The following is a 17508-nucleotide window of genomic DNA, read 5'->3' as shown; positions in this document are numbered from 1 at the left end:
ACTTGTTGGGGGGGGCGGGGGGGGGCCCCGGCGTTTTCCTGGGCCCCAACACGCGCGGGGCCACCCCAGCTCCCACAAGAACCAGCATGCAGCACCTGCCCCGCAGGGCAGGCCTTGGATCAGTCTTCCAGCAGTTCTTCGGCAGTACCGACGATGTTGTCGACGGTGAAGCCGAACTCTTCGAACAGGGCGGCCGCAGGGGCCGACTCGCCGAAGGTGGTCATGCCGATGACGCGGCCTTCCAGGCCCACGTACTTGTACCAGTAGTCGGCGTGCGCGGCTTCGATGGCGATGCGCGCGCTGACTTCCAGTGGCAGCACGGCCTGCTTGTAGCCGGCGTCCTGGGCTTCGAACACGCTGGTGCACGGCATCGACACCACGCGAACCTTGCGGCCCTGCTCGGCCAGCTTGGCCTGGGCCTTCACGGCCAGGTCAACTTCGGAACCGGTGGCAATCAGGATCAGCTCAGGCTCGCCGTCGCAGTCCTTGAGGATGTAGCCACCACGAGCGATATCTGCCAGTTGCGCGGCATCGCGCGCCTGGTTCTGCAGGTTCTGACGGCTGAAGATCAGCGCCGAAGGACCATCGTTGCGCTGAATGGCGTGTTTCCAGGCCACTGCCGATTCCACGGCATCGGCCGGGCGCCAGGTGTCCAGGTTCGGCGTGCAGCGCAGGCTGGCCAGCTGCTCGATCGGCTGGTGGGTAGGGCCGTCTTCGCCCAGGCCGATGGAGTCGTGGGTGAACACGTACAGCACGCGCTTCTTCATCAGCGCCGACATGCGCACGGCATTGCGGCAGTATTCCATGAAGATCAGGAAGGTAGCGCCGTATGGCACGAAACCGCCGTGCAGGGCGATACCGTTCATGATGGCGCCCATGCCGAACTCGCGCACGCCGTAGTGCAGGTAGTTGCCACCTGGCGCTTCGGCGCTGATGCTCTGGCTGCCCTTCCAGAAGGTCAGGTTGGAGCCGGCCAGGTCAGCCGAGCCGCCCAGCAGTTCAGGCAGCAGCGGGCCATAGGCATTCAGCGCGTTCTGGCTGGCCTTGCGGCTGGCGATGGTTTCGCCCTTGGCAACCACTTCGGCGATCCAGGCATCGGCCTTTTCGGCGAAGTCGGCTGGCAGCTCGCCGGCCATGCGGCGGATGAACTCGTTGGCCAGCTCAGGGTGCGCGGCCGAGTAGGCGGCGAAGCGCTGGTCCCAGTCGGCTTCCAGCGCGCGGCCGGCTTCCTTGGCATCCCATTCGGCGTAGATGTCGGCCGGGATTTCGAAAGGACCGTGGTTCCACTTCAGCGCGGCGCGGGTCAGGGCGATTTCCTCGGCACCCAGTGGTGCGCCGTGGGATTCTTCCTTGCCTTGCTTGTTCGGCGAACCGAAGCCGATGGTGGTCTTGCAGCAGATCAGGGTCGGACGGTCGCTTTTGCGCGCAGTCTCGATGGCGGTCTTGATCTCGTCGGCGTCATGGCCGTCGACGTTGCGGATCACCTGCCAGTTGTAGGCTTCGAAACGCTTTGGCGTGTCATCGGTGAACCAGCCTTCGACTTCGCCGTCGATGGAGATGCCGTTGTCGTCGTAGAAGGCGATCAGCTTGCCCAGGTCCAGGGTGCCGGCCAGGGAAGCGACTTCGTGGGAAATGCCTTCCATCATGCAACCATCACCCAGGAAAACGTAGGTGTTGTGGTCGACGATGTTGTGGCCTGGGCGGTTGAACTGGGCCGCCAGGGTCTTTTCGGCGATGGCAAAGCCGACGGCGTTGGCCAGGCCTTGGCCCAATGGGCCGGTGGTGGTTTCCACGCCCGGGGTGTAGCCGAATTCCGGGTGGCCCGGGGTACGGCTGTGCAACTGGCGGAAGTTCTTCAGATCGTCGATAGACAGGTCGTAACCGGTCAGGTGCAACAGCGAGTAGACCAGCATCGAACCGTGACCATTGGACATCACGAACCGGTCGCGGTTGGCGAACGACGGATTGGTCGGGTTGTGCTTCAAGAAGTCACGCCAAAGCACTTCGGCGATATCCGCCATGCCCATGGGGGCACCGGGATGGCCGCTGTTGGCTTTTTGCACGGCATCCATGCTGAGGGCACGAATGGCGTTGGCACGCTCACGACGGCTGGGCATCGCTTATCTCCTGGGCTTTATAAAAAGTACGGATTTCGAAAAGACCGGCATTTTCCCCCAGGCCACGTCTCTGGGCAATGACAGATAGTCATTGCGCAGCGGTTTTTCTGCCTGTGCGGGCCTAAATGCAGGCCGACCTGCAACGTATACCTGCAGTGGACCCCTTTTGCCGGCCAGGGATTCCATCCATCGACCAATATCAAAACTTTTTGATATTGGTCTTGCGGGGTGCGATTTCGCTGACTAGACTGCCGACCCTATGAACCTGCCCGCACCCGCGATCCGCCACGAATACAGCGACGAGCTGGCCGCCCTGTGCAAGGCCGGCGGCGACCCGCTGCGGCTGAACGTATTGCGCGCCCTGGCCAGCGACTCGTTCGGCGTGCTGGAACTGGCGCAGATCTTCGCCATCGGCCAGTCGGGCATGAGCCACCACCTCAAGGTGCTGGCCCAGGCAGGCCTGGTAGCTACCCGCCGCGAAGGCAACGCGATCTTTTATCGCCGCGCCCTGCCCGCCACCGGCGCCCTGGGCGGCCGCTTGCATGCGGCGCTGCTGGACGAGGTCGACGACCTTGACCTGCCGGCCGACGCCGAGGCACGCATGGCGCTGGTCCAGCGCCAGCGGGCAGCCACCAGCGAACACTTTTTCTCGCGCATGGAAGAGAAATTCCGTGCGCAGCAGGACCTGATCGCCGGGCTGGCGCAGTACCGCGACAGCGTGCTGGCGTTGCTCGACAAGCTCAGCTTCGACGCCCAGGCCAGCGCCCTGGAGATCGGCCCCGGCGACGGCGCATTCCTGCCCGACCTGGCCAGCCGCTTTGCCCAGGTGACGGCGCTGGACAACAGTGCCGAGATGCTCGAACTGGCCCGTCAGTTGTGCCAGCGCGAGAACCTGGACAACGTCCAGCTGCGCCTGGCCGACGCCCTGGGCGACACCAGCGTGCAGGCGCACTGCGTGGTCTTGAACATGGTTTTGCACCACTTTCCCGAGCCGGCGCAGGCCCTCAAGCAACTGGCCACACGGGTGAAACCCGGTGGCAGCCTGCTGGTGACCGAGCTGTGCAGTCACAACCAGAGCTGGGCCCGGGACGCCTGTGGCGACCTGTGGCTGGGTTTCGAACAGGAAGATCTGGCCTTTTGGGCCGCTGCTGCGGGACTGGTTCCCGGGGAAAGCCTGTATGTAGGCTTACGTAATGGTTTCCAGATTCAGGTCCGTCATTTTCAGCGGCCGGCTGGCGACACTCACCATCGGTAAATTTAGGAAACCGTCGAGATGAGCGAATATTCTCTTTTCACCTCCGAGTCCGTCTCTGAAGGGCACCCGGACAAGATCGCCGACCAGATTTCTGATGCGGTGCTGGACGCCATCATCACCCAGGACAAGTTCGCCCGCGTCGCGTGCGAAACCCTGGTGAAGACCGGTGTTGCCATCATCGCTGGCGAAGTGACCACTTCGGCCTGGGTAGACCTGGAAGACATCGTCCGCAAGGTGATCGTCGATATCGGCTACAACAGCTCCGAAGTCGGTTTCGACGGCGCCACCTGCGCCGTGATGAACATCATCGGCAAGCAGTCCGTGGACATCGCCCAGGGCGTTGACCGCAGCAAGCCTGAAGACCAGGGCGCCGGCGACCAGGGCCTGATGTTCGGCTACGCCAGCAACGAGACCGACGTGCTGATGCCAGCGCCAATCTGCTTCTCGCACCGCCTGGTAGAGCGCCAGGCCGAAGCGCGCAAGTCGGGCCTGCTGCCTTGGCTGCGCCCGGACGCCAAGTCCCAGGTTACCTGCCGTTACGAAGGCGGCAAGGTCGTGGGTATCGACGCCATCGTGCTGTCGACCCAGCACAACCCGGACGTTTCCTACGCCAACCTGCGTGAAGGCGTGATGGAAGAGATCGTCAAGAAGGTGATCCCGGCCGAACTGCTGCACAAGGGCACCCAGTTCCACATCAACCCTACCGGCAACTTCATCATCGGTGGCCCGGTGGGCGACTGCGGCCTGACCGGCCGCAAGATCATCGTCGACAGCTACGGCGGCATGGCCCGTCACGGCGGTGGCGCGTTCTCCGGCAAGGACCCATCCAAGGTTGACCGTTCGGCTGCCTACGCCGGTCGCTACGTGGCCAAGAACATCGTTGCCGCCGGCCTGGCCGACCGTTGCGAGATCCAGGTGTCCTACGCCATCGGCGTGGCCCAGCCTACCTCGATCTCGATCAACACCTTCGGCACCGGCAAGATCAGCGATGACAAGATCATCAACCTGGTCCGCGAGCACTTCGACCTGCGCCCGTACGCGATCACCACCATGCTCGACCTGCTGCACCCGATGTACCAGGCCACCGCGGCCTACGGCCACTTCGGCCGTACCCCGGAGCAAGTGACCGTGGGCAACGATACCTTCACCACGTTCACCTGGGAACGCACCGACCGCGCCGACGCGCTGCGTGCTGCTGCCGGCCTGTAACAAGACCGACACCAAATAAAAAGCCCCGGCCAGGAAACTGGCTGGGGCTTTTTCGCTCCTATGCCTGCCCTCTCCACGGGCAACGTTTATTTTCAGACTTTGAGGTTCCGATGCGCATTTCGCTGTTCGCCCCCGCCGCCGCCCTGCTGGGCCTGTTTGCCATCAACGCCCAGGCCGCCAACATGGCCACCATGGCCAACTCGCCTGACAGCCACAACAACGCTCAAGTGCAGGTGCACAAAGCGCCGCAACACAAGATCGTCACCAAGAAGGCGCCAGCCCCGAAGCACAAGGTACAGGCCCGCAAAACCCCGGCCCACAGCACCCAAGAGCACCGCGACACCCCGACCAACCGCTGAGTCGGCACCCCACATTCATGTAGCAGCTGCCGGAGGCTGCGTCAGGGCCACGCGCAATGCAGGGCCTGGTGACGCGGCCTGGCGGCCACTGCTACAGATTTAATTACGTTACGGAAGGAAACTTCCTACAGACAAAGGCTTCAATTAGTTTTCCAATAGCGCAGTCCATCACATGGAGTCACCATGAAACCCTTACCTCTCCTCACAGCGCTCGCCCTGTGCTGCGCAGTAGCCACACCGCTGCTGGCCGCCGACGAAGACGCCGCTGAACTCAAGGGCTGCGCGGCCAAGCAACAGGCCATCAACGAACAGCTGGAGCAGGCCCGCGCCCACGGCAACAGCGCCCAGCAGGCGGGCCTGGAGAAAGCCCTGGCCGAAAACAAAGAACATTGCACCGACGCCGGCCTGCAGAAAGAGCGCGAAAACAAGGTGCTCGATGCCCGTCACGAAGTGGCCAAGCGCCAGGCCGACCTCGACAAAGCCATGAAGAAAGGCGACGCCGACAAGATCAACACCCGCAAGGACAAGCTTGCCCAGTCGCGCAAAGAGCTGCAGGAAGCCCTGGACGAGCTGGACAAGTAACGCCGTTTCAGTGGTCGCGAAACTCCCGGTGACAGGCCTTGCAGGCGTTTTCCACCTTCTGCATGGGCCCGTCCAGGCGGGTGGCCGGTAGCGGCTGCGCACGGCTGGCTTCAACCAGCTCGCCGGTCGACACCTCCAGCGCCTGGGCCAGCTGCTGGAACCGCGCCTGCCGCTCCCACACTTCGGGCTTGGCGCTGGTGTGGTCTTCTTCCCGCACCTTGGGGAAATGCTGCCAGGGCTGGTGCGCCAGCTGGTCGAGCTTCACCGCGCTGGCCGCGAACTGCGGGCCGTCGAACGGCAGCCGGCCGAGCAGCATGCCGTTCATGTCCTCACTGGTATGCAGCATCTGCTTGAAGATGGCCTTGCGCTGGCCCAGTGGCGACTTCGGGTCCACGCCGCCACATGCGCTCAAGGCCAGGCAAGCCAGGGTCAACACGGTGAGAGTCCTGAGGGTCATGGGCGCCCGTTCACATGGAAATGAAGAAGAAACTGGCGATCAACCCCAGGCCGATGAACCACACCAGCGACCGCAGCATGGCCCAGTCGGCCAGGTAGCAGATGATGTATAGCAGGCGGCTGGTGATGAAGCACACCGCCAGTACATCCATGGTCACCTGCTCGGCGTTGTGGCAAATATCAGCAATGACCACCGCCGCCGCAAACGCGGGGAATGCCTCGAAGCTGTTCTGCTGCGCGGCATGCGCGCGCTTGGCAAAACCCTCCAGGTTGGCCAGGAAGGTGCGCGGGTCGTGGTTTTGCCGCGGGCCGAACTTGCCGCCGCTGAACTTGGCAATGCTGGTGCACACGAAGGGCAGCACCAGGGCAATCAGGACACACCAGAAAGCAACGGTCATAGAGCGGTTCTCTTATAGTTTCATGATCAACATGCCCAGCAGCACCAGCGCACAGGCCAGCAGCCGCGGGCGGCCAAAGGGTTCTTTCAGGTAACGCATGCCGAACAGCACCACCAGGATCACGCTGATCTCGCGCAGCGCCGCAGCCTCGGCGATGGAGCCGATCTGCATCGCCCACAGCACCAGGGCATAGCTCAACAACACGAAGAAGCCGACACTCAAGCCGATGCGCCACTGGGTGCGCCAGAAGTGCCGGAAGCTGGCACGCCGGCGCGTCACCGCCAGCAGCGGGAACGGCCACGCGCTGATCAGCGTCAGCCACGTCAGGTAACTCAAGGGCTCCGGCCAGCGGCGAATTGCCTGCCCGTCCAGCCATGTATAGCAGCCTATGCACAGGCCGATCAGGCCCACCACCGGCAGCATTCGCCAGGGCAGGCGGTCCCCGCCGCCGCCCTGCCACAGCAGGCACGCCATGCCGCAGGGTATCAGCAGAATTCCGACAACCTGCTGGCCCACAAGTGCCTCGCCGCCCACTGCCAGGGTAAGGCCCAGCACAATCAACGGCGAAAGCCCGCGCATCAACGGGTACACAAGCCCCAGGTCACCGACCTTGTAGGCCTGGATAAGCAGGTAGCGGTACAGCAACTCGAACACTGCGGAAGCCAGCATCCACGGCCAGATCTCGGCGGGAGGCAATTGCACGAACGGCAACAGCACCGCCACCAGCAGCAGCGCCACCGAGTCCATGGCAGCCACCACCAGCAGGCGTTCCGAACTGAATTTGACCAGGGTATTCCAGGCCGCGTGCAGCAACGCGGCAATCAGTACCAATCCTGTGGCGAGCACGCGAGAATCCTTGGATGTGTGAAAGGCCGTGGGAATGAACGGGCCCATCTTACCGTGGGTCCAACGCTACGGTATGGGTCACCGCAAGACTTTGTAACAAGTGCGACATTCGCACCTGTGTCACAACTGGTTACCTGCTCGTCCAACCCCTACATGGCGCCTGTGCGCGCCCCACTGTCACACCACCATGGGAGCCCGGATGCTCGAGTTAGTCGCCGCCTTTATCTGCCTTACCACCCTCCTCACCTACGTCAATTACCGTTTCATCGGCCTGCCGCCCACCATCGGCGTGATGGTCACGGCGCTGATGTTTTCCCTGCTGCTGCAAGGCCTCAGCGTGCTCGGCTACCCAGGCCTCGAAGCCCGCGTGCAGGGCCTGATCGGCCAGATCGACTTCGGCGACCTGCTGATGAACTGGATGCTGGCATTCCTGCTGTTCGCCGGCGCCTTGCACGTGAACCTCAGCGACCTGCGCAGCTACCGTTGGCCCATTGGCCTGCTGGCCACCTTCGGCGTGCTGATCGCCACGCTGGTGATCGGCACCCTGGCGTTCTGGATCTTCGGCATGTTCGGCTGGCACGTAAGCTTCCTGTACTGCCTGCTGTTCGGTGCGCTGATCTCGCCCACCGACCCCATCGCGGTGCTGGGCGTGCTGCGGACCGCCAATGCCTCCAAGCCGCTGAAGACCACCATCGTCGGTGAGTCGCTGTTCAACGATGGCACGGCTGTCGTGGTGTTCACCGTGCTGCTGGGCATTGCGCAACAGGGCGCGACGCCGACCGTGGGCGAGACGGCCATGCTATTCGTGCACGAAGCCATCGGCGGCGTGCTGTTTGGCGCGCTGATCGGTTATGTGGTGTACCGCATGATCAAGAGCATCGAGCAGTACCAGGTGGAGGTCATGCTGACCCTGGCGCTGGTGATCGGCGGCTCGGCCATGTGCTACGAGCTGCACGTGTCGGCGCCTATCGCCATGGTCACGGCGGGCCTGATCATCGGCAACCTGGGGCGCAAGCTGGCCATGAACGACATGACCCGGCGCTACATGGACGGTTTCTGGGAACTGCTGGATGACATGCTCAACGCGCTGCTGTTCGCGCTGATCGGCATGGAGCTGTTGCTGCTGCCGTTCTCGTGGATGCACGTGGCCGCCTCCAGCCTGCTGGCGGTGGCTATCCTGTTGTCACGCCTGCTGACGGTGGCGCCGGCCATTCTGCTGCTGCGCCGCTGGCGCAGCGTGCCCAAGGGCACCATCCGCATCCTCACCTGGGGCGGCCTGCGGGGTGGCGTCTCGGTGGCTTTGGCACTGGCGCTGCCGGTAGGCCCGGAGCGCGACCTGCTGCTGAGCATCACCTACATCGTGGTGCTGTCGTCGATCCTGCTGCAGGGGCTGAGCATCGGCAAGCTGGTGAAAAGCGTCACCCGCGATACCCCGCCCGAAGAAGCAACACACTGACCTGCCGGGGAGCAGCTGTTTTTGTGGGAGCGGGCTCTGCCCGCTCCCACATGGCCAGGGATTATTCCGCGGTCTCGGCGTCGAACTGGTCCTTGATGTAGCGAATCTCGGTGCGCCCGTGCGGCGCCGGCAGACCGTCTTCACCCAGGTTGACGAAGACCATCTTGTCCACCGTGAGGATGCTCTTGCGGGTGATCTTGTTGCGCACCTCGCAGGTCAGGGTGATGGAGGTACGGCCGAACTCGGTGGCGGTGATGCCCAGTTCGATAATGTCGCCCTGGCGCGAGGCGCTGACGAAGTTGATCTCGGAAATGTACTTGGTCACCACGCGCTGGTTGCCCAGCTGGACGATGGCGTAGATCGCCGCTTCCTCGTCGATCCAGCGCAACAGGCTGCCACCGAACAGGGTGCCGTTGGGGTTGAGGTCTTCGGGTTTTACCCACTTGCGGGTGTGGAAATTCATGCGTGACTCCTGACCGACTTGCCATTCAAGGCAGTCATCATCGCAGAGCTTGCCCGCCGTCTCCATTGCAGTCTTGCTATGGGGCCGATAAACCTTTGGGCGGTTATCGTCGCAACCCCTTGGGAAGCGACGCCTTCCTCTATATAATCGCCCCGTTTGATCACAACGGCCACTGTCATTCCAGGCCGTTCCCGCCACCTGTCCGAGGGGCGCTGCAGCAGGGATTCCTGTCAGGCTCGGATGGGGCGTTGCCCGCACGGCTGGTCCGTACGGGCTCTAAACGCACAACGGCGCCCATTCGCACATTACGAATGGAGGCTCTTCATGAGCGCTGTACACACGCCTGCAGGTTTTACCGATTTCAAGGTTGCCGACATCTCCCTGGCCGCCTGGGGCCGCCGCGAGACCATCATCGCCGAATCGGAAATGCCGGCACTGATGGGCCTGCGCCGCAAGTACGCCGGTGAGCAACCGCTCAAGGGCGCGAAGATCCTGGGCTGCATCCACATGACCATCCAGACTGCCGTGCTGATCGAAACCCTGGTTGCCCTGGGTGCCGAAGTGCGCTGGTCGTCGTGCAACATTTTCTCCACCCAGGACCAGGCCGCTGCCGCCATCGCTGCTGCCGGCATTCCTGTGTTCGCCTGGAAGGGCGAGACCGAAGAAGAATACGAGTGGTGCATCGAGCAGACCATCCTGAAGGATGGCCAGCCTTGGGACGCCAACATGATCCTGGACGACGGCGGCGACCTGACCGAAATCCTGCACAAGAAATACCCGCAGATGCTGGAACGCATCCACGGCGTCACCGAAGAGACCACCACTGGCGTGCACCGCCTGCTGGACATGCTGGCCAAGGGCGAACTGAAGATCCCGGCCATCAACGTCAACGACTCGGTTACCAAAAGCAAGAACGACAACAAGTACGGCTGCCGTCACAGCCTGAACGACGCCATCAAGCGTGGTACCGACCACCTGCTGTCGGGCAAGCAGGCCCTGGTGATCGGCTACGGTGACGTGGGCAAGGGCTCGGCCCAGTCCCTGCGTCAGGAAGGCATGATCGTCAAGGTCACCGAAGTCGACCCGATCTGCGCCATGCAGGCCTGCATGGACGGTTTCGAGCTGGTATCGCCGTTCATCGACGGTGAGAACGACGGCACCGAAGCCAGCATCGACAAGGCCCTGCTGGGCAAGATCGACCTGATCGTGACCACCACCGGTAACGTCAACGTCTGCGATGCCAACATGCTCAAGGCCCTGAAAAAGCGCGCCGTGGTGTGCAACATCGGTCACTTCGACAACGAAATCGACACCGCTTTCATGCGCAAGAACTGGGCATGGGAAGAAGTGAAGCCACAGGTACACAAGATCCACCGTACCGGTGCCGGCGCCTTCGACGCCCAGAACGACGACTACCTGATTCTGCTGGCCGAAGGCCGCCTGGTGAACCTGGGCAACGCCACTGGCCACCCAAGCCGCATCATGGACGGCTCGTTCGCCAACCAGGTGCTGGCGCAGATCTTCCTGTTCGAGCAGAAATTCGCCGACCTGTCGCCAGCCCAGAAAGCCGAGCGCCTGACCGTTGAAGTGCTGCCGAAGAAACTCGACGAAGAAGTGGCCCTGGAAATGGTCCGCGGCTTCGGCGGCGTGGTCACCAAGCTGACCAAGCAGCAGGCCGACTACATCGGCGTAACCGTTGAAGGCCCGTTCAAGCCTCACGCTTACCGCTACTGATCGCAGGCCCTGACGCCGCCTTCGGCAGCTGCTACGAGGCTTCCCCCAACGCGGGACACCTTGTAGCAGCTGCCGCCAGGCGGCGTCCGCGGCCCCACGGTCCCTCGGCATTCGAGTTTCCAGATAGGTGTAATCATGTCTCAGGAACGCCGCTTCAGCTTCGAGTTCTTCCCCACCAAGACCGACGCTGGGCATGAAAAACTGCTGAACGTTGCCCGCCAACTGGCCGGCTACAACCCCGATTTCTTCTCCTGCACCTACGGTGCCGGTGGTTCTACCCGCGACCGCACGCTCAACACCGTGCTGCAGCTGGAGAACGAAGTGAAAGTCCCCGCCGCCCCGCACCTGTCGTGCGTAGGTGACAGCAAGGCCGACCTGCGCGCCCTGCTGGCCCAGTACCAGGATGCCGGCATCAAGCGCATCGTGGCCCTGCGTGGCGACCTGCCCTCGGGCATGGGCATGGCCAGCGGCGAGCTGCGCCACGCCAACGACCTGGTGGAGTTCATCCGTGCCGAAACCGGCAGCCACTTCCACATCGAAGTCGCCGCCTACCCGGAGATGCACCCCCAGGCGCACAACTTCGAGGACGACCTGAAGAACTTCGCGCGCAAGGCCAACGCCGGCGCCGACAGTGCCATCACCCAATACTTCTTCAACGCCGACAGCTACTTCAACTTCGTCGACCGCGTGCAGAAGATGGGCGTGAACATCCCGATCGTGCCGGGCATCATGCCCATCACCAACTACAGCAAGCTGGCCCGCTTCTCCGACGCCTGTGGCGCCGAGATCCCGCGCTGGATCCGCAAGCAGCTGGAAGCCTACGGTGACGACGTCACCAGCATCCAGCAGTTCGGCGAGCAGGTGATCACCCGCATGTGCGAGCAACTGCTCGACGGTGGCGCACCGGGCCTGCACTTCTATACTTTAAACCAGGCCGAACCGAGCCTGGCGGTGTGGAATAACCTGAATCTGCCCCGCTAGTTGCATTAAGCGAGAATTCAGCAAGGCCTTGATACCGTATCAAGGCCTTTTTTGTTTTCTCATTGCATCGCGGACGATACATCATGGTTTCTGCAGCACGCCCACAGCTGGTGTACCTGGCATTCGGGGCCGACACCTACCACCAGGAAGCGCTGTTCAGTATTGCCAGCGCCATCGCCAGGCTGGGCAACCCGCCGCTGCTGCCGCTCGACATCCAGGTGTTCACCGACAACCCGGCACCCTACGCCGGCCTGCCCGTGCGCATTCGCTCCCTGAGCCGTGAAACCCGCGAAGCCTGGTGCCTGCCCCACGGCTATCACTTCCGCAGCAAGCACGTGGCGCTTGGCGAAGTGCTCAAGGAATCGGCACTGGCGCTACTGATCGACACCGACACCTTTTTCCACGCCTCGCCCATGGCGCTGTTCGAACGCATCCAGCCCGGCACGCTGCTGGTCAATGCGCGCACCATGCGCTACCGGCAAGGTGCAGCGTCGCCGCTGTATTCGGTGCTGGCGCCGGAGCTCATTCAGCAAGGCATGGCGGACGACGAGATGTGGCTGCTCAATTCCGGGGTCATCGGCCTGTACCAGTGTGACAGCGCGCTGCTGGACCGCTCCCTGGAACTGATGGACCGCTATTACCCGCGCACACCTACCGCCTACACCCTGGAGGAGTTCTGCCTGACCCTGGCGGCCTACAAAAAGTACCGCATCAGCGAATGCCCCGAGCTGATTCACCACTACTGGAGCCGCAAGCAGCTGATGCGCGCCAAGGTCCAGGCCTGGGCCCGCAAGCATGGCGGGCAGCCGCTGAGCGCCGCCGCCCTCGCCGATGTGAACCAGGTCACCGACCATGTGCCGCGGCCGCCCGCCCTGCAACGCCTGCTATATAAAGCCGCGACCCTGGCCTTGCCGCCGGAGCAACGGCAGTTCATGCGCGAAATTCTCTACGGCTGCTATGACCACCCCAACGAGTTCGACCGCGCCTGCGCGCCGGTGTGGTGGGACAAGGCGCGGCAGAACCTGCAGGAACGCCAGGAGGCGCCAGTGGCAGCGGAACAATTGCGGCACTGGCTGTCATCACCCTTGAACCGCCTGATCCTGGGCAAGCGCCGCAACGCCATCCAGCAGCATCTGATTCAGGCCAGCAGCCACTGATTGCGTTGCCAAACCGGCAATCGGCATCGTATCTTCGGCTCCATGCCCGCCTTCCTAACGCTGCTGACAGCTTTGTTCCTGATGTGCCTGAGCCTGAGCGCCCAGGCCGAGAAGCTGCGTATTGTCACCGATTTCTGGGCGCCCTATGCCTACCAGCAGAACGGCCAGGGCATGGGCATCGACTACGAAGTGGCGGCCCAGGTGTTCGAACGCCTGGGGGTGGAAATCCAATGGCAGTTCCTGCCCTGGAAGCGCTGCCTGGCCATGCTCGACCAGGGCGAAGCCGATGGCGTGCTGGATATTTTCCGCACTAACGAGCGCGAAACCACCCTGTTGTACCCTGACGAACCACTGTCCGAGGTGCAGTTCATGCTGTTCCAGGCCAATGCCAAGCCCCATCCGGCTACAAGCCTGGACGACCTGCAGGGGCTGACCATTGGCACCTCGGCCGGCTACAACTACGGCGACCCGTTCATGCAGGCCAGCGCGTTCCGGCGCGAGGCGGCCAGCAGCCAGGAAGCCAACTTCGGCAAGCTGGTGCGCAACCGCGTCGACCTGATCATCACCGACATCCGCGTGGGCAATTTCACCCTGCAGGCCATGGGCCTCGAAGGCCAGGTCAGCGCCCTGCCCCTGGTGATCAACCGCGAACCGCAGTACCTGGCCGTGCGCCGGGGCGCGGGCATGGACCAGTTGGCGCTGCGCTTCTCCATCGAACTGCGACGCTTCAAGCGCGAGCCCGCCTACGCCCAGTTGCTGGCCCGCTATGCAACCCCCTCAACGGCTGGAAAAACCGTTGAGCAGCAGGAACGCAGCGCGCTGTGATTGCTCTGTTATACTCCGACCTTCCCGCCAGGCTTACGCCCGGACGCCCGGCCTTGCAAAAGGCATCCCGACCCGCTCGACCGCCAGGCTCACGCCCGCTCAGCCAGGTCCGGATGCGCATTGAAGGCCCGGCAGGACCGGACGCGATAGTGCCCCCATGCACCCGTCGCGCCAGGCAAGATTCCCATTGGGCAAAGCCCTCACTAGAACAGGATTACTCATGTCCTTTGCTTCCCTCGGTCTCTCCGAGGCTTTAGTCCGTGCCATCGAGGCGGCGGGCTATACCCAGCCTACTCCGGTGCAACAGCGGGCCATCCCCGCCGTGTTGCAAGGTCGCGACCTGATGGTCGCGGCACAGACAGGTACTGGTAAAACCGGTGGCTTCGCCCTTCCGATCCTGGAACGGTTGTTCCCCAACGGTCATCCGGACAAGTCCCAGCGTCATGGCCCGCGCCAACCGCGCGTACTGGTCCTGACCCCCACCCGCGAGCTGGCGGCCCAGGTGCACGACAGCTTCAAGATCTACGCCCGTGACCTCAAGTTCGTCAGCGCCTGCATTTTCGGCGGCGTGGGCATGAACCCGCAGGTCCAGGCCATGTCCCGTGGTGTCGACGTGCTGGTGGCCTGCCCCGGCCGCCTGCTCGACCTGTGCGGCCAGGGCAGCGTCGACCTGTCCCACGTGGAAATCCTCGTGCTGGACGAAGCCGACCGCATGCTCGACATGGGCTTCGTGCATGACGTCAAGAAGGTGCTGGCACGCCTGCCGGCCAAGCGCCAGAACCTGCTGTTCTCGGCCACCTTCTCCAAGGACATCACTGACCTTGCCGGCAAGCTGCTGCACAACCCCGAGCGCATCGAAGTCACCCCGCCGAACACCACGGTGGAACGCATCGAGCAACGGGTCTACCGCCTGCCTGCCAGCCACAAGCGCTCGCTGCTGGCGCACCTGATCACCCAGGGTGCCTGGGAGCAGGTGCTGGTGTTCACCCGCACCAAGCACGGCGCCAACCGCCTGGCCGAGTACCTGGAAAAGCACGGCCTGAGCGCTGTCGCCATCCACGGCAACAAGAGCCAGAACGCGCGCACCAAGGCCCTGGCCGACTTCAAGGCCGGCTCGGTACGCATCATGGTTGCCACCGACATCGCCGCCCGCGGCCTGGACATCGACCAGTTGCCCCACGTGGTCAACTTCGAACTGCCCAACGTCGATGAAGACTACGTGCACCGTATCGGCCGTACCGGCCGTGCCGGTCGCAGCGGCGAGGCCATCTCGCTGGTCGCCCCGGACGAGGAAAAGCTGCTCAAGAGCATTGAGCGCATGACCAAGCAGAAGATCCCCGACGGTGACCTGATGGGCTTCGACATCAGCGCCGTGGAGGCCGAGAAGCCCGAGGTGCGCGAGCGCCCGCAGGCCAACCAGCCACGCAATGCCCGCGCGCCGCGCGAAGGCACCAAGGCCGATGGCGGTGGTGCTGGCCGCAAGGACAAGGGCAAGGACAAAGGCAAGGAGCGCCGTGCTGCTGCGCCGCAAGGCAAGGAGCAAGGCAAGGAAAAGCCCGCCGGGGCGCGTTCTGAACGCCAACCCCGTGACCAGAAGCCGCGTCAGGCCCAGTCCACTCCAAAGCCGCCGGTAGCTTCTGCCGATCGCGCGCCGGACGAGTTCCTGGATGACGAAGTCGACAACTTTGGTAACCGTGCCGACTACGTCAGCCCGTACCAGAACAAGAACCAGGGCCGCAACCGTCGCCCGGGTGCCCCGGCAGCTGCCGGTGGCGCAGCCCCGGCCTCGGCTCAGCGCCAGGGTCGCCCGGCTGGCCCGCGCAACAATGCACCTGCCGCTGGCAAACCCGCCGGCGACAAGCGCAGCAGCGGCCCGCGCAGCAACGGTGGCGGTGCCCGTGATGGCCAGCCGCGTCGCGACAACAACGGTGGCGCTGGCCGCACCCGTCGTCCGGCCCGTGATGACCAGCCGCGTCAGGAACCCGCGGTAAGCAACTCGCGTGCCCCGCAGAACCAGCCGCGCATCGTGCACAAGGAATCGAAGATCGATCGTTTCCCGACCGCCGAGCAGCTGGAACAGCTGGAATCGCTGCCAAGCCGTCGCAACGGCGAGAAGCCGGCGCTGCTGACCCGCAACCGCGAAGGCTAAGTCAGGATAAGGCATCTGTGGGGGCTGAAAAGCTCGCTGGCAAGCCAGCTCCCACAGACAGCAGCTGACCTTGTGGGAGCTGGCTTGCCAGCGAGCTTTTCAATTCCACAGGCATAAAAAACCGCAGCCATTGGCTGCGGTTTTTTTGTGCGCCGAAGAAATTACTTCTTCTGCACGCCCTCGAACGTGATGTCCAGCGTCAGGGTGTCGGACTGCGGGCCCAGGTCCATCATCTTGCCGAAATCAGAACGCTTGATGGTGGTGGTGCCTTCAAAGCCGGCACGGTAGCCGCCCCATGGGTCCTTGCCTTCGCCCAGGAACACGGTCTTGACCACGACCGGCTTGGTCACGCCGTGCAGGGTCAGGTCGCCGGTCACGTCGGCGGTCAGCTTGCCATCAGCATTCTTGCCGGTTGGCTTGACGCTGGTCGACACGAAAGTAGCGGTTGGGTACTTGTCGGTCTCCAGGAAGTCCTTGCTCTGGATGTGCTTGTCACGCTCGGCGTGGTTGGTGTCGACGCTCTTGGTGTTCAGGGTGATGCTGATCTTGCTGTCTTCAGGCTTGGCGGCGTCGAAGCTGAACGTACCGGTCCAGTCCTTGAAGGTACCGTAGATGAAGCTGTAGCCCAGGTGGCTGATCTTGAAGTTGATGAAGGCGTGGTTGCCTTCCTTGTCGATGGTGTAGTCGGCAGCCATGGCCTGGCCGGCCGTCAGCAGTGCGGTACCCAGAGCCAGAGCGGCCAGTGTCTTTTTCAACATGTGCGGTATTCCTTGAGTGGAGTTTAAGGTCAGCCTTTGCGGCCCAGCATACGTACCAGGGTCGCGTCACGATCGATGAAGTGGTGTTTCAGGGCGGCCAGGCCATGGAGTACTGCGAAGATCACCAGGATCCAGGCCAGGTACAGATGCACGTCACCGGCCACTTCCGCCTGTTGAGGCAGGCCACTGAACAGTGCGGGGACTTCGAACAGGCCGAATACCGGGATGCCCACGCCATCGGCAGTGGAAATCAGGTAACCGGCGGCCATCACCAGGAACAGGTCCAGGTAAAGGAATGCGTGGCCCAGCTTGGCGGCGATGCGGGTCAACCGGCCCTGGGTGGGCGGCGGTGGCGGCGGTGGGCTGATGAAGCGCCACACCACGCGCAGCAACATGAACGCGAACAGCGTCAGGCCAATGCTTTTGTGCAGGTCGGGGCCGGCCTTGCGCCATGGGTCGTAGTAGCCCAGGTCGACCATCCACAGCCCGAGGGCGAACAGGCCGAACACGGCCAGCGCCACTCCCCAGTGCAGGAAGATGCTGACCCAGCCGTAGCGGGAAGGAGAGTTGCGTAACTGCATCACGGTGTTCCTGTAAGTTCTTCGACAAAGACTAGCTTTTTATCTATCGAATTAAAGCGGAAAATTTCGCTTTGAAATATCTAGATACCCGATCAATAACTATAGATGCAAAGCGTTAAGCGAACGTTAATTGTGGGAGCTGGCTTGCCAGCGAGCTGTGCGGGCGATGAAAAACTCGCTGG

The 17508-nt window shown here is 63.1% G+C and carries 17 protein-coding genes and 1 riboswitch; of the genes, 10 read left to right on the top strand and 7 right to left on the bottom strand.

The window, feature by feature from the left end:
- Positions 1 to 119: 119 nt before the first annotated feature.
- Positions 120 to 2117: a transketolase gene (gene tkt / locus AC0SZ7_RS02330; RefSeq protein ID WP_475502805.1), complete on the bottom strand. Its 1998-nt coding sequence runs from the start codon at positions 2115 to 2117 to the stop codon at positions 120 to 122.
- A gap of 259 nt (positions 2118 to 2376) precedes the next feature.
- Here tkt and AC0SZ7_RS02325 point away from each other — a divergent pair, with 259 nt between their 5' ends.
- The 4 genes from AC0SZ7_RS02325 to AC0SZ7_RS02310 all read left to right on the top strand — a co-directional run bounded on the left by AC0SZ7_RS02325 (position 2377) and on the right by AC0SZ7_RS02310 (position 5522).
- Positions 2377 to 3372, top strand: coding sequence for an ArsR/SmtB family transcription factor (locus AC0SZ7_RS02325; protein WP_475502804.1), 996 nt, complete (start codon positions 2377 to 2379; stop codon positions 3370 to 3372).
- Positions 3373 to 3390: 18 nt separating this feature from the next.
- Entirely contained in the window at positions 3391 to 4581 is a 1191-nt protein-coding gene (gene metK / locus AC0SZ7_RS02320; RefSeq protein WP_475502803.1) for a methionine adenosyltransferase, read from the top strand.
- A gap of 110 nt (positions 4582 to 4691) precedes the next feature.
- Positions 4692 to 4940, top strand: coding sequence for a hypothetical protein (locus AC0SZ7_RS02315; RefSeq protein WP_475502802.1), 249 nt, complete (start codon positions 4692 to 4694; stop codon positions 4938 to 4940).
- Between the two features lie 183 nt (positions 4941 to 5123).
- Positions 5124 to 5522 carry a DUF1090 domain-containing protein gene (locus tag AC0SZ7_RS02310; RefSeq protein WP_475502801.1) on the top strand — a complete coding sequence of 133 codons (399 nt, stop codon included), beginning with the start codon at positions 5124 to 5126 and terminating at the stop codon, positions 5520 to 5522.
- Positions 5523 to 5529: 7 nt separating this feature from the next.
- Here the strand turns inward: AC0SZ7_RS02310 and AC0SZ7_RS02305 are convergent, their stop codons facing one another.
- The 3 genes from AC0SZ7_RS02305 to AC0SZ7_RS02295 are packed head-to-tail and all read right to left on the bottom strand — an operon-like array spanning position 5530 to position 7222.
- Positions 5530 to 5979 carry a c-type cytochrome gene (locus tag AC0SZ7_RS02305; RefSeq protein ID WP_475502800.1) on the bottom strand — a complete coding sequence of 150 codons (450 nt, stop codon included), beginning with the start codon at positions 5977 to 5979 and terminating at the stop codon, positions 5530 to 5532.
- 10 nt (positions 5980 to 5989) lie between these two features.
- Complete coding sequence (locus AC0SZ7_RS02300; RefSeq protein ID WP_475502799.1) at positions 5990 to 6376, bottom strand: MAPEG family protein; 387 nt, start codon at positions 6374 to 6376, stop codon at positions 5990 to 5992.
- 12 nt (positions 6377 to 6388) lie between these two features.
- Positions 6389 to 7222 (bottom strand): EamA family transporter, encoded by an 834-nt coding sequence (locus AC0SZ7_RS02295; RefSeq protein ID WP_475502798.1) that lies wholly within the window; start codon positions 7220 to 7222, stop codon positions 6389 to 6391.
- A 199-nt stretch (positions 7223 to 7421) separates the two neighbouring features.
- On the opposite strand from AC0SZ7_RS02295, the gene AC0SZ7_RS02290 reads away from it, so the two are divergent.
- Positions 7422 to 8678, top strand: a complete 1257-nt coding sequence (locus AC0SZ7_RS02290; RefSeq protein WP_475502797.1) for a cation:proton antiporter — start codon at positions 7422 to 7424, stop codon at positions 8676 to 8678.
- Positions 8679 to 8739: 61 nt separating this feature from the next.
- On the opposite strand, the gene AC0SZ7_RS02285 is transcribed toward AC0SZ7_RS02290, so the two are convergent.
- On the bottom strand, positions 8740 to 9141 hold the full coding sequence (locus AC0SZ7_RS02285) for an acyl-CoA thioesterase (protein WP_416427307.1): 402 nt from the start codon (positions 9139 to 9141) through the stop codon (positions 8740 to 8742).
- A gap of 198 nt (positions 9142 to 9339) precedes the next feature.
- Positions 9340 to 9444, top strand: a riboswitch (S-adenosyl-L-homocysteine riboswitch).
- 21 nt (positions 9445 to 9465) lie between these two features.
- Here AC0SZ7_RS02285 and ahcY point away from each other — a divergent pair.
- From ahcY to AC0SZ7_RS02260, 5 genes are all read left to right on the top strand, one after another.
- Entirely contained in the window at positions 9466 to 10875 is a 1410-nt protein-coding gene (ahcY, locus tag AC0SZ7_RS02280; protein WP_475502796.1) for an adenosylhomocysteinase, read from the top strand.
- 135 nt (positions 10876 to 11010) lie between these two features.
- A complete protein-coding gene (gene metF / locus AC0SZ7_RS02275; protein WP_475502795.1) occupies positions 11011 to 11856 on the top strand; it encodes a methylenetetrahydrofolate reductase [NAD(P)H] in 846 nt (281 codons plus the stop codon).
- Positions 11857 to 11939: 83 nt separating this feature from the next.
- A complete protein-coding gene (locus AC0SZ7_RS02270) occupies positions 11940 to 13013 on the top strand; it encodes a hypothetical protein (RefSeq protein ID WP_475502794.1) in 1074 nt (357 codons plus the stop codon).
- Between the two features lie 42 nt (positions 13014 to 13055).
- On the top strand, positions 13056 to 13838 hold the full coding sequence (locus AC0SZ7_RS02265; RefSeq protein ID WP_475502793.1) for a substrate-binding periplasmic protein: 783 nt from the start codon (positions 13056 to 13058) through the stop codon (positions 13836 to 13838).
- Between the two features lie 220 nt (positions 13839 to 14058).
- Positions 14059 to 15987: a DEAD/DEAH box helicase gene (locus AC0SZ7_RS02260; RefSeq protein ID WP_475502792.1), complete on the top strand. Its 1929-nt coding sequence runs from the start codon at positions 14059 to 14061 to the stop codon at positions 15985 to 15987.
- 161 nt (positions 15988 to 16148) lie between these two features.
- On the opposite strand, the gene AC0SZ7_RS02255 is transcribed toward AC0SZ7_RS02260, so the two are convergent.
- Together AC0SZ7_RS02255 and AC0SZ7_RS02250 are read right to left on the bottom strand one after the other, a co-directional pair.
- Positions 16149 to 16745, bottom strand: coding sequence for a YceI family protein (locus AC0SZ7_RS02255; RefSeq protein WP_158152935.1), 597 nt, complete (start codon positions 16743 to 16745; stop codon positions 16149 to 16151).
- 29 nt (positions 16746 to 16774) lie between these two features.
- On the bottom strand, positions 16775 to 17326 hold the full coding sequence (locus AC0SZ7_RS02250; RefSeq protein ID WP_475502791.1) for a cytochrome b: 552 nt from the start codon (positions 17324 to 17326) through the stop codon (positions 16775 to 16777).
- Positions 17327 to 17508 lie beyond the last annotated feature (182 nt).

The sequence above is a fragment of the Pseudomonas sp. JC1203 genome, from assembly GCF_056175065.1.
This window is presented reverse-complemented; position numbering and strand designations above follow the sequence as displayed.

Bases quoted from the DNA above. Each gene is read 5' to 3' on its own strand.
- AC0SZ7_RS02260 (WP_475502792.1), top strand. From the start codon at position 14,059: ATGTCCTTTGCTTCCCTCGGTCTCTCCGAGGCTTTAGTCCGTGCCATC.
- metK (WP_475502803.1), top strand. From the start codon at position 3,391: ATGAGCGAATATTCTCTTTTCACCTCCGAGTCCGTCTCTGAAGGGCAC.
- AC0SZ7_RS02300 (WP_475502799.1), bottom strand. From the start codon at position 6,376: ATGACCGTTGCTTTCTGGTGTGTCCTGATTGCCCTGGTGCTGCCCTTC.
- AC0SZ7_RS02250 (WP_475502791.1), bottom strand. From the start codon at position 17,326: ATGCAGTTACGCAACTCTCCTTCCCGCTACGGCTGGGTCAGCATCTTC.
- tkt (WP_475502805.1), bottom strand. From the start codon at position 2,117: ATGCCCAGCCGTCGTGAGCGTGCCAACGCCATTCGTGCCCTCAGCATG.
- AC0SZ7_RS02255 (WP_158152935.1), bottom strand. From the start codon at position 16,745: ATGTTGAAAAAGACACTGGCCGCTCTGGCTCTGGGTACCGCACTGCTG.
- AC0SZ7_RS02315 (WP_475502802.1), top strand. From the start codon at position 4,692: ATGCGCATTTCGCTGTTCGCCCCCGCCGCCGCCCTGCTGGGCCTGTTT.
- AC0SZ7_RS02305 (WP_475502800.1), bottom strand. From the start codon at position 5,979: ATGACCCTCAGGACTCTCACCGTGTTGACCCTGGCTTGCCTGGCCTTG.
- AC0SZ7_RS02285 (WP_416427307.1), bottom strand. From the start codon at position 9,141: ATGAATTTCCACACCCGCAAGTGGGTAAAACCCGAAGACCTCAACCCC.
- AC0SZ7_RS02325 (WP_475502804.1), top strand. From the start codon at position 2,377: ATGAACCTGCCCGCACCCGCGATCCGCCACGAATACAGCGACGAGCTG.
- metF (WP_475502795.1), top strand. From the start codon at position 11,011: ATGTCTCAGGAACGCCGCTTCAGCTTCGAGTTCTTCCCCACCAAGACC.
- ahcY (WP_475502796.1), top strand. From the start codon at position 9,466: ATGAGCGCTGTACACACGCCTGCAGGTTTTACCGATTTCAAGGTTGCC.
- AC0SZ7_RS02310 (WP_475502801.1), top strand. From the start codon at position 5,124: ATGAAACCCTTACCTCTCCTCACAGCGCTCGCCCTGTGCTGCGCAGTA.
- AC0SZ7_RS02270 (WP_475502794.1), top strand. From the start codon at position 11,940: ATGGTTTCTGCAGCACGCCCACAGCTGGTGTACCTGGCATTCGGGGCC.
- AC0SZ7_RS02290 (WP_475502797.1), top strand. From the start codon at position 7,422: ATGCTCGAGTTAGTCGCCGCCTTTATCTGCCTTACCACCCTCCTCACC.
- AC0SZ7_RS02265 (WP_475502793.1), top strand. From the start codon at position 13,056: ATGCCCGCCTTCCTAACGCTGCTGACAGCTTTGTTCCTGATGTGCCTG.